12 protein-coding genes are annotated in these 12,486 nt (G+C 30.5%); 3 read left to right on the plus strand and 9 right to left on the minus strand.

The features are described from left to right. Positions 1 to 2: 2 nt before the first annotated feature. Together CLV86_RS10710 and CLV86_RS10715 are read right to left on the minus strand one after the other, a co-directional pair. On the minus strand, positions 3 to 959 hold the full coding sequence (locus CLV86_RS10710; protein WP_121052271.1) for a DUF4421 family protein: 957 nt from the start codon (positions 957 to 959) through the stop codon (positions 3 to 5). Positions 960 to 964: 5 nt separating this feature from the next. Then, a complete protein-coding gene (locus tag CLV86_RS10715; RefSeq protein ID WP_076732647.1) occupies positions 965 to 1,636 on the minus strand; it encodes an SIR2 family NAD-dependent protein deacylase in 672 nt (223 codons plus the stop codon). Positions 1,637 to 1,750: 114 nt separating this feature from the next. On the opposite strand from CLV86_RS10715, the gene CLV86_RS10720 reads away from it, so the two are divergent. After that, positions 1,751 to 2,578 carry a hypothetical protein gene (locus CLV86_RS10720; RefSeq protein WP_076732649.1) on the plus strand — a complete coding sequence of 276 codons (828 nt, stop codon included), beginning with the start codon at positions 1,751 to 1,753 and terminating at the stop codon, positions 2,576 to 2,578. A gap of 64 nt (positions 2,579 to 2,642) precedes the next feature. Beyond that, positions 2,643 to 3,299 carry a TrmH family RNA methyltransferase gene (locus tag CLV86_RS10725; RefSeq protein WP_121052273.1) on the plus strand — a complete coding sequence of 219 codons (657 nt, stop codon included), beginning with the start codon at positions 2,643 to 2,645 and terminating at the stop codon, positions 3,297 to 3,299. 106 nt (positions 3,300 to 3,405) lie between these two features. Here CLV86_RS10725 and CLV86_RS10730 read toward each other — a convergent pair whose 3' ends face one another. Beyond that, complete coding sequence (locus CLV86_RS10730) at positions 3,406 to 4,203, minus strand: carboxypeptidase-like regulatory domain-containing protein (protein WP_121052392.1); 798 nt, start codon at positions 4,201 to 4,203, stop codon at positions 3,406 to 3,408. A 94-nt stretch (positions 4,204 to 4,297) separates the two neighbouring features. Continuing rightward, positions 4,298 to 6,166 (minus strand): DEAD/DEAH box helicase, encoded by a 1,869-nt coding sequence (locus tag CLV86_RS10735; RefSeq protein ID WP_121052275.1) that lies wholly within the window; start codon positions 6,164 to 6,166, stop codon positions 4,298 to 4,300. A 302-nt stretch (positions 6,167 to 6,468) separates the two neighbouring features. Here CLV86_RS10735 and CLV86_RS10740 point away from each other — a divergent pair, with 302 nt between their 5' ends. Further along, positions 6,469 to 7,899: an AAA family ATPase gene (locus CLV86_RS10740; RefSeq protein WP_121052277.1), complete on the plus strand. Its 1,431-nt coding sequence runs from the start codon at positions 6,469 to 6,471 to the stop codon at positions 7,897 to 7,899. 92 nt (positions 7,900 to 7,991) lie between these two features. Here the strand turns inward: CLV86_RS10740 and CLV86_RS14455 are convergent, their stop codons facing one another. The 5 genes from CLV86_RS14455 to CLV86_RS10765 form a co-directional block, all read right to left on the minus strand. Next, positions 7,992 to 8,318: a nucleotidyltransferase domain-containing protein gene (locus tag CLV86_RS14455; protein ID WP_170148537.1), complete on the minus strand. Its 327-nt coding sequence runs from the start codon at positions 8,316 to 8,318 to the stop codon at positions 7,992 to 7,994. Beyond that, complete coding sequence (locus CLV86_RS10750; protein ID WP_121052279.1) at positions 8,309 to 8,965, minus strand: hypothetical protein; 657 nt, start codon at positions 8,963 to 8,965, stop codon at positions 8,309 to 8,311. The genes CLV86_RS14455 and CLV86_RS10750 overlap by 10 nt, the downstream gene beginning before the upstream one ends. Continuing rightward, complete coding sequence (locus tag CLV86_RS10755; protein ID WP_121052281.1) at positions 8,958 to 9,647, minus strand: HNH endonuclease; 690 nt, start codon at positions 9,645 to 9,647, stop codon at positions 8,958 to 8,960. The genes CLV86_RS10750 and CLV86_RS10755 overlap by 8 nt, the downstream gene beginning before the upstream one ends. Positions 9,648 to 9,901: 254 nt before the next feature. Next, positions 9,902 to 11,254, minus strand: coding sequence for a TrkH family potassium uptake protein (locus tag CLV86_RS10760; protein ID WP_121052396.1), 1,353 nt, complete (start codon positions 11,252 to 11,254; stop codon positions 9,902 to 9,904). A 250-nt stretch (positions 11,255 to 11,504) separates the two neighbouring features. Further along, positions 11,505 to 12,137, minus strand: coding sequence for a DUF6090 family protein (locus tag CLV86_RS10765; protein WP_428841389.1), 633 nt, complete (start codon positions 12,135 to 12,137; stop codon positions 11,505 to 11,507). Positions 12,138 to 12,486: the final 349 nt, after the last annotated feature.

Below are 12,486 nucleotides of genomic sequence, written 5' to 3' on the forward strand. Positions count from 1 at the left end.
TATTATTTTTTTACTTTTTCTTTTATCCAATCTACTTGTTTTTTTACTGAAGCTGGTGCATTAAATCTATAGCCAAAATAAAGCTTAGCATAACTTCTATCGCTTATAATATTAGTTTTCGTTTTGGCATTAGACGCTTTAGAGTCGAAATTAAAGTTAGCTCCAATAACCATATTTGGAGAAGTATAACCAAAGTATAATCCTAAATTTAAAGCGGTGGTAAATAAAGTGTTTTGCTCATTAAATTTATCTAAATTATAATCTGTAAAACGTAAACCTATACCTGGAGAAATTGCAGGAGTAACAAACCAATTGTTTTCTATAACCCAAGTGTAATAATAATCTGTAGCTAGAGAAATACTATAAATATTTTGTACTTCTTTTAAACTATCTATACGATCTGTAATACGTTGGTAGCCATACCGTAAATTTGGTATTAAACTTCCTGCGCTTTTTCGTTGCCATTCTGTATTAAATAAAACATGTTTTAAAGAGAAATTTGGATTTAAAACATAAGATGTTGTACCATTCCAACTTATGGTTTTAAAATATGGAAATTGTTCTTGAACGTTTTCTAAAATTTCTCCATCTCTATAAAAACCACGAACACGTCTGTATTGAAAACTCTGTATCCATTGCTTTACAAATAAGCGCATTTTAATATCTTGAAAAGATGTTTTGTAAGGTAGGTTTCTAGCTTTAGGAGAAAAGCCAATACTTAGCCCAAGAAATTCGTAATTAGCAGATAGTGTAAACTTAAAATTATTATTTGCGGTTAAGCTAAAATTCTCCGTATCGTTTTTTTGTATAGAATACGATTCGGTTTGTGTATTTATATTTGCTTTTAATATTATTTTGTGTTTAAATGAAGTAATATATGTAGAATCCTTATCCACTGTTTCTTGGCAAAAACCATTAAAAGTTAACCCAATACAAAAGAAGAAAAAGATATATTTCATTTTAATTATAACAGATTTATAAATTGTTTTACACCTTTTGTTGCTGTGCTTTCTATAACAGTTAGGTTGCTATTGCTACCAATAGAAGGTTTTGGGTCTATAAAGTATGTTGGTGTATTTTCTGGTACATAGTGCATTAAACTAGCAGCTGGATACACTTGCATTGAAGTGCCAATAATAAGTAAAATATCTGCTGTATTACATATTTCTATGGCTTTATCAATCATTGGTACAGCTTCACCAAACCATACAATATGCGGTCTTAATTGATGGCCATTTTCGTCTAAAGTTCCAATATATACATCTTTAGTCCATGGTTTTACAAGTGTTTCATTCTCAACAGAGCGTACTTTTAATAATTCGCCATGTAAATGAATAATGTTGCTGCTACCGGCACGCTCGTGTAAGTCGTCTACATTTTGTGTTATAATAGTTACTTTATAATCCTTTTCTAAGGATGCTAAATCAAAATGAGCTGCATTAGGCTTAACCTGTAAAAGCTGTTTTCTACGTTGGTTATAAAAATCAAGAACTAATTCAGGATTATTTTTAAATCCTTCTGGAGAAGCAACCTCCATAACATTGTGGCCTTCCCATAAACCATTAGCATCACGAAAGGTTTTTAAACCACTTTCGGCACTCATTCCTGCACCAGTTAATACGACAATGTGTTTCATTCAAAATTAAAATTAAAAATATAAAGTTAGTATTATTTATTTTATGGTTGTTAGACTTGCGATTAATCTGTAATTTTGTTTTCGCTATGCATTCAATATAAAAAACCAAATAGAATGAAAACACTTTTTAAATTCCTAATATTATTACCGTTAGTATTAATATCTAGTTGCCGATCAGACGATGCCGAAACCGACCAAGTTTTAGAATTAGCGTCTAAAAGTTATGTGCTTACTATGGTAGATAATTCTGGAATTTCTGGAACAGCCAGAATTATTAGAAACTCGAACTTTACTTTAAGTATAGAGCTAAACCTTAATGGTACAAGTAATAACGATTTTCATTCTGCTTTTTTATATATGGATAATGTAGCTAATAATGGAGAAGAGGTTGCTTTAACTTTAGATACAGTGGTAGGCGAAACAGGAAGAAGCGTTACTGTTTTTACTGCTTTAGATGATGGTACACCAATTTCTTATGATGCATTATTAAATTTCGATGGACATATAGAAGTAAAGTCTAACGATGTAAATTTAAATACGCCAGTTGCAAATGCAGATATAGGGCAAAATGAATTAACAGCAAATCAAATTACTTACACTTTAGAAGAAAGAGATTTAACAGACTGTTTTGGAGATATAACTTTTAAAGAGCGTAAAAATGGCGAAGCATTAGCCGTTTTTAACCTTACAGGAACACCTTCAGGCGGAGAGCATCCAGCATTTATACGTTCTGGAGATATGGCAACAGCTTCAGGAGTTAATATTTTTACTTTTAATTTAATTAATGGTACAACAGGATCTAGTGATACAAATGTAGAAGAGTTAAACGATGGTACTCCTTTTTTATATAATGATGTTTTAACTGTAGATGGTTATATTGATGTAGAATTAAGCACAAGTAATACATTGTTAATTTCTCAAGGAAATATAGGAGCAAATTAAATAAAGAAGATATAGATTTTTTAAAACCTGATGCTGTTGCGTCAGGTTTTTTTATTTTTACAAAATGATTGATATAAAACTTCTAGAACACCTTGAAACTTATCTTACCGAAAGCAGGTTACATCGTTTCCAAAAAGTATTAAATGAAAGAACAAAGCATTTTACTGTAGCTACAGAAGATGTTTACCAATTACATAACACTAGTGCTGTAATGCGCAGTTGCGATGTGTTTGGAATTCAAGAAGTAAATATTATTGAAGAAACTAATAGCAAGAGTATAGATAGAGAGATTGCTATGGGAGCTCAAAAATGGGTAGACTTAAATCGATACCATTCTGTAAAAGATTGTATAAAAGATATAAAGAAAAAGGGATATCAAATTGTTGCAACAACACCGCATACAAATGATTGCGAGTTATACGATTTTGATGTTACTAAAAAATCTTGTTTCTTTTTTGGAAGAGAAACCGAAGGACTTAGTGATGAGGTTTTAAAAGAAGCAGATGTTTTTTTAAAAATACCAATGGTAGGTTTTACAGAGAGTTTAAACATATCTGTATCTGCAGCTATAACACTTCAACATGCTACATCAAAACTTAAAAAAACTACTATAGATTGGCAATTAACAGAAGCAGAGAAATTAGAAAAACGATTAGACTGGTGTAAAAAAACAATTAAAAGCCATGACGAAATTGTGAAACGATATTATGAAGAGCAATAGCGATTTGCAGTTTTATTTTCTAGTTAAGCTATAAGTGAGTCTTTATAAAAAAAACAGCCTAAAAATATTTTTAGGCTGTTTTTTTGTGATTATATAATCTTACTATTTACTTTCTGTCGCGGCTTAACACTTTGTATTCCTCGTAACATTGGCTAATAGCATCTAACATTTGTAAATCGTTAGCTCTATTAATAAAATCTTTAGAGTAGTTGCATTGCGATACAATTTCGTCTAAATCTACTTTTGTAAGTTGCAATAATACCATAAGTGTTTCTCTATCGAATCTAGACGCTAAAAGATTTCTAATTTCATCGTCTTTTTTCATTTGTTTAAGTTTCTTTAACTCTGTACCTTTTCTACTAAATGTATTATAAAGAAAATCTAACGGATTAAATATAGAACCTAAAACTTTACTAATTTTACTAGGAGATTTGTTATTTCCTGCTTCGTAACCTGTACTTAATCCAGAAATACTATAACGATAATTAGTGTTTACTTGTACTTGTTTAATGTCTAATTCTAAATAGCCAGTAAGTTGTAACTCGTTAACAACTACTTCTTCTAAGGCAAGTGCCAATTCTGTTAATATAATATCCGAACTTCCAAATTTAAGCCAATCGTTAGTTACACGTACTTTAATAGATTTGTAACCAACATAAGTTAAATGTAAAGTATCGTTTGCTTTAGCCTTAAGTTTAAACTCTCCCTTACTGTTAGTAGATGTTCCAATAACTTGATTAAGGTTTACAATATTAACACTCTCTATAGGATTTCTTGTTTGAGAGTCTATTATCACACCTTCAACAGTATTTTTTGCTACTACAGTTGCTGTTTTATCCTCTTCTTGTGCAACAGCATAGAAGGAACTAATTATTATAAAAAAAAGAGTTAAAAAGTGCTTCATTGTAAACATATATGCTATAAAAGTACTAAACAAATTTTATTTAGTACTCTTGCAGCTTTTTATTTGACTAAATATTAACACAAAGGTTTAATTTTTATCTTCTAGAACGTCTTGGTCGAGAATGTGTTGTTTTAAATTCACTTTTATCTCTATCGCCACTATCGCTTCTTCTAGAGCGTGATGGTTTATCGTCATTTCTTCTTTTTCTATCACCTCTGTCAGATCCTTCGCTACGTCTGCTGCGTCTGTCGTCATTTCTTCCTCCAGAACGTCTTTCGCTACGTCTTCTATCGCCACCGTTTCCGCCATCGCGTCTTCTTCCGCCACCAGAGCGACCGCGACCACGACCACCACGATTTGGTTTATCTTCGGTTACTTCAACATTTACAAAGCGACCTTCGTGTTTAAACTCATTAAAATGTGCTAAAACTTTTTCTTCGTGTTCTTTTTCTGTGTTGAAGAAAGAGAATGTATCTTTTGTATCTACTTTAAATAAATCGTCTTTAGTTAAACCTAGTTGTTCCTTTAAAAAGTCTTTTAAAGTCATCCAGTTAAAACCATCTTTTTCTCCTACGTTAATAAAGAAACGTGTTGCATTACCACTTGAAACACGACCACCATCGCGGTTTGGATCTCCAGCCGATATGTTTAAGTCTTTTGCTTTTTGGTAGTAGTTAAAGAAACGTGTAAACTCTACAGAGAAGAATTTTTTAATTAACTCATCTTTAGAAGTATCTTCAAACATCGTGTTTATGTCTTCTAAATACTTGTCTATTTCGTGATTAATTTCTGTATTATGAATTTTGTTTGCTAAAGACATTAATTGTACTTCGCAAATTTCCATACCATTTGGTATGTCTTTCTTTTCAAATTTCTTATTAATAATACGCTCAATACTTCTAAGTCTGCGTACTTCACTTTTAGAAACAATTACCATAGAAACACCTGTTTTTCCTGCACGACCAGTACGACCGCTTCGGTGTGTGTATGTTTCTATTTCGTCACTTAATTGGTAGTTAATTACGTGTGTAACATCGTCAACATCAATACCACGAGCGGCAACATCTGTTGCTACAAGCATTTGTATTTGGCGTGTTCTAAATTGTTTCATTACAATATCACGCTGGTTTTGACTTAAATCACCGTGTAAAGCTCCTGCGCTATAACCATCTTCAATTAATTGCTCGGCAACTTTTTGTGTGTCACGTTTTGTTCTACAAAATATTACCGAAAAAATATCTGGATTAGCATCTGCCAAACGTTTTAAAGCTTGGTAACGATCACGAGCATTTACTAAGTAGTATTCGTGAGTTACGTTAGAGGTACTTTCGTTTTTATGACCCACAGTAATTTCTTGCGGTTCGTGCATGAAATTTTTAGCTATTCTAGCAACTTCTTTTGGCATAGTTGCAGAAAATAACCATGTACTTTTGTCTTCTGGTGTTCCAGAAAGAATATCTGTAATATCTTCTTTAAAACCCATGTTTAGCATCTCATCAGCTTCATCTAAAACCGAATATTGAATTTTAGTAATATCTACTAATTTTCTGCTAATCATATCTTTCATACGACCTGGCGTTGCTACAATAATTTGTGCGCCACGTTTTACTTCGCGTGCTTGCTCTGTAATACTAGAACCACCATAAATTGCAACAACATTTAAACCTTTACAGTATTTACCGTAAGCTTTCATTTCGTTTGCAATTTGTAAACAAAGTTCACGCGTTGGCGATAAAATTAAACCTTGAGTTGTACGACTGTTAACGTCAATTTTTTGAAGCATAGGGAAACCAAAGGCTGCGGTTTTTCCTGTTCCTGTTTGTGCTAAAGCGACTAAATCGCCTTCGTCTTGTAATAAAATTGGGATTGCTTTTTCTTGTACTTCAGATGGTGTTTCAAAACCTAAATCTGTAATACCTTGTAATAGGTCATCGTTAAGACCTAATTCTTGGAATGTGCTCATTCTTTTTTATGTATTTCAATGTCAATCTGTTTGGTGTTACAAATAGAAGTGCATTGAACATACTTAACCTAAAACTTCTAGTAACACATCCTCACTCTGAGGAGTCAATTAAACGCCATTTTGCGTTTTCAAGGTGCAAAGGTACATATATTTTACGATTTGTAACTATCTTATTTTTATTACTTAATATATATTTATTTTCTTTATTGCGCGGAAAGTGCTTTTTTAAAAAAGATTCCGCGTATTATAATTTTATATTACGCTGAAAGTTGTATATTTACATAGATTCCGCTAAGTATAGTATGAAAATTATAGGTAGAAAAGACGAACGTAAAACCATGCAAGCTATGCAGCGCGATACAAAAGCACACATGTTGGCTATTATTGGTCGTCGTCGTGTTGGTAAAACATTTTTAATACGCGAAGTATATAAAAACGACAAGGTTTTTGAAATGACTGGTTTAAAAGATGCTAATCTTCACGACCAGTTAATGAATTTTACCATACAAATGAATTTGTATTTTAAAGCTGAAAAACCTTATACAAAGCCCGAAAGTTGGTTAATGGCTTTTAGTGAGTTAAGTGCAGCAGTGAGCAATAGTAGTTTAAAAAAGCCTGTTGTTTTTTTAGATGAATTGCCATGGATTGCCAGTAAGCGCTCTGGTTTTATGGAAGCTTTGGCACACTGGTGGAATAATTGGGCGTCGCAACAAAACATAATTGTAGTGGTTTGTGGCTCTGCCGCATCATGGATGCTTCAGCATGTGGTAAATGCAAAAGGTGGTTTGCATAATCGAATTACCAAACTTATTACATTAATGCCTTTTACATTACATGAAACCGAAGCTTTTTTAAAGGGAAAAAATATAGTAATGAGTCACTACCAAATTATACAGCTATATTTAGCATTAGGTGGCATTCCGCATTACTTAGATCAAGTAGAAAAAGGTAAAAGTGCTGCACAAAACATTAACGATTTGTGCTTTAAAAAGGATGGCTTTTTAACTACAGAGTTTAATAACCTTTATCCTGCTTTATTCGATAATGCAGGAAGCCATATTAAAATTGTAAAAGCTTTGGCTAGTAAGGCTAGCGGATTAAACAGACAAAGTATTTTAAAATTAACAAAACTGTCTGATGGTGGTTATTTTACAAACATTTTAAACGAGTTAGAGGCTTCAGGATTTATTTCAACCTTCGAGCCTTTAGAAAAAAGTAAAAAAGACACACTTTTTAGGTTAACCGATGAGTACTCGTTGTTTTATCTCACCTTTATGGTAGGACAAAATAAGCTTAACAAAAGTGATTGGCTACGTGTTAGCGAAACACAACCGTATAAAATTTGGTGTGGTTATGCTTTCGAGAATTTATGTATTAAACATATTGAAAACATTAAAGCGGCTTTAGGTATTTTGGGTGTAGAAACTAAAGTGAATAGTTTTTTGCACAGAAAGGATGCTAACTACCCAAAAGGCTTCCAGATTGATATGCTTATTGATAGAAAAGATAACATAATAAACATTTGCGAAATGAAGTTTTATGCCGATGAATTTGCTATTACTAAAGATTATGCACAAAAACTACGTACCAAACGCGAAGGTTTAAAAACGGTTACAAAGTCTAAAAAAATGGTACATATTACTTTTATAAGTGCCTACGGTGTTTTAGAGAATATGCATAAAATGGATTTGGTAGAGAATGACTTTACAACTTCAATATTTTTTGATTCGTAATTTAAACTATCGTTTATGTATAAGAATAGTTGCGGGTTTGTATGCGAGGATTTTCCGAAGGAAAATCAGATGTAGCAAATACGCAACTACCTTTATTTAAGCACAAAATAGCAATTATTTTTATACTTTGTTGTGTGTAGTTTTATTTTTCTGCTATTCGTCTTATCGATAAAATTTAACTCCAGTTCCTCATTCTTAGTGAGACAAGTCAAATGTGGCAGTTTGTATTGGAATTCCTTATTTATTGAATCTTTAACTTTTTTTAATTCGTTAAAATCTGAATAAATAATCAGTATATCAACATCATTATAATGTTCATTTTTTAAGAATGAACCAAATAAATAGAATTCAAATTCAGACTTTAATTTTAAAGTGTTTATAAAGCTAATAAACTTTTCTATAAATTCGGTTAACTCCAAGACGTATTTAATTTACCTAGCAACTCTCCCCATTTACAAATATCAATATTTAAAGACTTTGCAATTGTGTATGCTTCAGTTGATATCCTTGCGTTGGGATTAGTCGAAATCATAACTTTAAAATCATTAAATCTAGCTTTATATGACCTGACAGATTCTGCTCCAAGCTCATAGTCGTTGTTCATAACAGCGATGACATCTTTTAGTACAACTCTTTCAATTTTTATTCTTTTGTTATCTAGTCGTTCAATTGATTTTACCTTGTCGTGCTGATTTAAGCCTCGATGGACAAAACCAAATTCTTTATCTAATTGCAATGAGTTATCTTCTTTATTAGCAAATCTCATTAGGTCTCCCATTCCACCAAACGAAATCTTTTTACTGTTCAAAAAATTCATTGCAGAACCACTAATTTTATATTCCTTTTTAATATTTGTAATGAATTTAATGTCGCTCTTGTAATTTACAATTTCCTCAATGTCATTTAATTTGATTGATTCTAATGACATTGTGAAAGTTAAAAATGATGCACCTTTTTTTCTTTCTATTTTTAAAAGGTTATTATCACTTGGGATTATTGTTTTAATACTATCAAAATCTTTTAATTTATCTTTTAAAAAATTACTTGACCAATTGTCATTATACATACGTTTCTGTTATTTTTATTGGAAATTGAATTCCATTGGATTCTTCGTTATAAATATGCTTTGATTCAAAATCGTGTAAATGATGCTTGAAACTTTCAAAAACAATTTTCTCATCACTATTTAACAAGTCGTAGTTAGAATCAATTATATTTAATATTTTTCGATTATTAGGTATTATAAATTCTCTGATTTTCTTTAACCATAAAACTGGCATTGTACTTTCTGGATTATACCTTTCATCTGTATTTGGTCCATAAGTTTCAAAAATCATTCTGTTTTCTAGTAAAATTGGCTCTATATGCTTTCTTGCTTCATTTCTATTTTTGTATTTTTTTATCCCAAATACATTATTAAGTTTATTTTTATGTTCACTTTTCCATTTGAGAATTAGTTCTGTAGGGAAGTCATCTTCTGCTTTGTCGATTGTAGTATGGCAATTAGGACATAGTAATATTAAATTTTCATAACTACCCTTTTCTTCAGGTGTTAATTTGCTGTTTTTTCTAGCTCCTTTATTAACACTAATAATATGTGCAATTTCAGCAATATGAATTTCTTTTTCTTCAAAAGTTTTGAATAGATTTTCGTTGCAATCTGGATTTTGACAAAAACCACCTGAATTTGCAAATAATTTAGTTTTAGTAAATGGATTTGGTGATGCTTTTCCTCTTTTACAACTCATTCGGTTGGTTAGTTTAAATTACACACAACGTGTTGACTGATATGAAAACGTTTAAATGTTTTATATTAAGCGATAGTTTATGCTGCGAAGGTAATTTTTTTTAATAAATAATTATATGCTTTTGCATAGGTACTCTTGGAATTTTAGCAAATAAAAACTGAATAAAAACTTCGTTAGGATTTTCAAAAATAGTTGAGAATAAGCAATTACTTATAGCTGTTGTTGTGTGGCTTTTTTTCTTATCATTAATTTTTTCATACAGCCAAATCATCAGTTCTTATTTTTTTAGAATCGTTCTCTTTTTGTTGCAACAAAGCAAATCCAAAAGTTAGAACTCCAACTCGTCCAATAAACATTAAAATAATTATCAATATTTTACCAATATTAGATAAATCTCCTGTAATTCCTGTGCTTAATCCAACAGTTCCTAAAGCGGATGCTACTTCAAATAATATACTGTCAAAAGAAAAGTTTTCAAAGTAAGAAAGTAAAAATGAAAACAAGAAAATTAAACTTGTGTAAAGCATAAAAGTAGATGTCGCAACATATATTCTCTCAAATGGAATGAGTCTGTTTAAAAATGTGATTTTTTTCTGACCAAACAATCTGCTTTTCAATATCGATAGCATTGCCGTCAATGTTGTTATTTTCATTCCACCTGCTGTTCCTGAAGGCGAAGCTCCAATGTACATAAGAAAGGTTATAAGCAATAATATTGGCAAGGATAATTCACCAATAGGTATTGAGTTAAACCCAACTGTTGTCATAGCTGACATTGCTTGAAAGAAAGATGTCATTAGTGAACTACTTGAACCAAGAATAGATGTTGACTCTGTTGTGTAAATGAGTAAAGTACCTAAAAAAAGTAAAAACAAAACCCCATAGATAATGATTTTAGTTGTGAACGATATTTCTTTTGATTTACCTCTAATTCGATACCACAAATCTGTAATTACAATAAAACCCAAAGAACCAGAAATTGCTAATACAGAAATAATTGTGTTTATAAAAGTATTGTCTTGATAGCTTTCGAAACCATCATTAAACAATCCAAATCCAGCTGTGCAAAACGATGAAATACTATGAAAAATTGAAAACCAAATTGCTTTTAAACTGCCCATTCCTGAATTGGTAAAGGCAAAGTAGAAAAGTATAGCTCCAATAGTTTCCATTATTAGGGTAAAAACAATAACGCTTTTGATGAAATCTTTTATCTGAATTGTATTGGGTAAAGTAAATTCCGTACCTATTAATTTACTATGCCAATGCGTTATTTTTTTGGTAGTAAATAATAAATAGTATGTTGTTAGTGTCATATATCCAATTCCGCCAATTTGTATTAACGCCATAATAACAAATTGACCAAAAAAATTATAGGAATCGAAAACGCTTATAGTTACAAGTCCAGTAGTTGAAATAGCTGAAGTTGAAATAAACAAATTATCTAAAAAGTATATATCGGTTTTGTGGAATAAAGGAATAGACAGTAAAAGAAATCCAATTAGCGTATACAAAAAGAATCCCCAAACTAAATTCATTTGAGGTGATTTACTAATTTGAAATTTACGATACCAATTAGATATTTTCTTGTATGTTTTATTTTTCATTCTTTGTATTTCGTTTTTTAATGACATACAACGTGTCGACTGATATGAAAACGTTTAAATGTTTTATATCAAACAATAGTTTAAAATACGAAGTTAATTGATTTTTAATAGATAGTTACTTGTTTTCTACATAAATACTTATTGTATTTAAGTACCTAATTTTGTAACATTTAAAAACCAGATGTGATTTTTAAAGTATTTAGAATTAGGCAAGAGTGATGCAATTATTTATATGCGTTGCTGTACTTGGTTATTTATCTATGCGTTGATTAATTGATTTCTTTATATTTTCCAATTCTACAATACCATATTCTAAATTTGGAAGATAAGCATTGTATATTTTCTGGTAATTACTTATTACATAACGCCTATATTCTTGACTATTTACAAAATAATCTTGTAGCTCTTTACTACTATTGTCTTTTGTTATTGTTTTACTTATCCACTCTGGATACCAACTGTAATTATCTCTAAATGTAGTTACAAGTAGCCAAGTTTCATTAGAAATTTTTTCCTCTAAAGTTTTAAGAAATGTACCAGTATCATATATTTCAATTAAATGCAATGATAGGCTATCTTTAGAAGCGACAGATTTTAAGCGTTCAATACCACCTTTATTCATATTAGTTATTGGACCTCCAGCCATTAATCGAGATAATCCATCGTCTAATAAATCTATAGTTCTAGTGTCTGAAATGACAGCATCGTAAACAGGTTTTATAGAGTCGTAATATTTTATAGTGTTTGAAAACTCGTCGATATCGTTATCTAAATCTAATTCAATTTGGGTGTAAATATCAGTAATTTCAGCTTGTTGTTTTCGGTTTTCATTCCAATTGTTAATTTGTAATGCAATTAAAATTCCAATAACCACAAGTACAATCTCGCCAATGGCATAAATTAAATATTTACTAAACTTATTTTCGGAGAGTAAATTTTATCATTTAATAGCGATTTTTAATAATAAAGTATTTTGTGTTAATTCTTTAAAACGTTTAAATGTTCTCTAGTTTAAATTTTTAGTTTCTTTCTATTTTATAGAATGCCAATTAATGTAATAGACTTAATCCAAATCCAACGTCATTATAATTTTAGAATTTTTGGAGTACATGATAATAGCTTTTTGTTGTTATTAATTATGTGGTTGTAATGGTATGATAATTATTGTTTTAAAATTATTTAAAACTAAGTTAATAAATAAAATATAAACATTTAAGCATGACTAAATTATT

This window comes from Lacinutrix venerupis (genome assembly GCF_003663945.1).
GTDB lineage: Bacteria > Bacteroidota > Bacteroidia > Flavobacteriales > Flavobacteriaceae > Lacinutrix > Lacinutrix venerupis.